Consider the following 1,330-nt stretch of genomic DNA (forward strand, 5'->3'; position numbering starts at 1 on the left):
CGCACCGTCCGCGGTCCTGGGCCGCGGGCACGCGGTGCTGCCCGCTCGGCTCGACGTGCGGTCCGGCGCGTCGTGCGCGGCCCCCGGAACTCCCCGCAGGCGAGGCAGATCTCCACGACCCTCGTCCTCGCAGCGCTCGCGGTCCTCGCGGCCCTCGGGATCGCCTTCCTGCCGGCCTGGGTCCCCTCGTCCGTCGTGCTGCTCGTCCTGCTGCTGGGCGTCTTCGTGCTGCGGGCCTGGGCCATGACCACCCTCGGGGTGGTCGTCCTCGGCCTGGTGCTGACCCTCGAGCTGATCGACGAGGAGGCGTTCAGCGCCGCGCGGTACGTGGTGATCCTGCTGGCTGTGGTCCTGGGGGTGACGTTCGTGCGCAGCCGTGAGCGTCTCGGTCTGCAGGGGGCCACGAGCGACCTCATGCTCGTCGACCTGCGCGACCGTCTCGTCGCCCACGGCCGCATCCCGGACCTGCCCGAGGGGTGGGGGGTCGACAGCGTGGTGCGCTCGGCCTACGCCGAGGCCTTCTCGGGGGACTTCGTGGTGGCCTCGCACGCCCCTGGCTCGCCCCTGCTCGAGATCGTCCTGGTCGACGTCTCGGGCAAGGGGCAGGAGGCCGGCGTGCGCTCCCTGCTGCTCTCGGGGGCCTTCGGCGGCCTGCTCGGGGCGATGCCCAGGGACGCCTTCCTCCCTGCGGCCAACGGCTACCTGCTCAACCAACGGTGGCCCGAGGGGTTCGCGACCGCGATCCACCTCGCGGTACGGCTGGACACGGGCCAGTTCTGGGTCTCCACGGCGGGCCATCCGCCTGCTGTGCACCTGCACGCCGGGTCGGGCCGGATCGAGGCCCTCGAGACGCCGGGCGGCCCCGTCCTCGGGGTGGTCGACGCCCCCGTCTTCGCGGTCCACGAAGGGGTCATGCACCCCGGGGACACACTGATGCTCTACACCGACGGTCTCGTCGAGAGCCCCGGGCACGACGTCGAGCTGGGGATCGACCGGCTGATGGGCGAGGCCGAGCGCGTGGTCGCGACCCGCTCGGGTGGGGCCGACGCCGTGGTCGCGGGGGTGCGCGCCGGGGAGGGCGACGACCGCGCCCTGATCCTCGTGCACCGCAGCTGAGGGGACGCCGTGGACGAGGAGTACCTCGAGGAGGTCCTGGACCTCGTGGACGCGATCCCGCCGGGCCGGGTGATGACGTACGGGGACGTCGCCGGCGTGCTGCGCGGGATCCTGGGCCGGGGCGGGGCCCGTCAGGTCGGGCAGGTGATGGCCCGGGCCGGCGCCGGTGTGCCGTGGTGGCGGGTCGTCAACGCCGCGGGGGAAAGTCGGAGGC

The 1,330-nt window shown here is 74.2% G+C and carries 2 protein-coding genes; both read left to right on the forward strand.

What is annotated here, in order from left to right; translation table 11 throughout:
- On the forward strand, positions 1–1,116 hold a 1,116-nt coding region (locus L0B03_RS18000; RefSeq protein WP_250448396.1), incomplete at its 5' end, for a PP2C family protein-serine/threonine phosphatase.
- 9 nt (positions 1,117–1,125) lie between these two features.
- Positions 1,126–1,330: MGMT family protein (locus tag L0B03_RS18005; protein ID WP_250448398.1), on the forward strand; the 205-nt coding region annotated here is incomplete at its 3' end.

It is taken from the genome of Actinotalea sp. C106 (genome assembly GCF_023630195.1).
Classification (GTDB): Bacteria; Actinomycetota; Actinomycetes; order Actinomycetales; family Cellulomonadaceae; genus Actinotalea.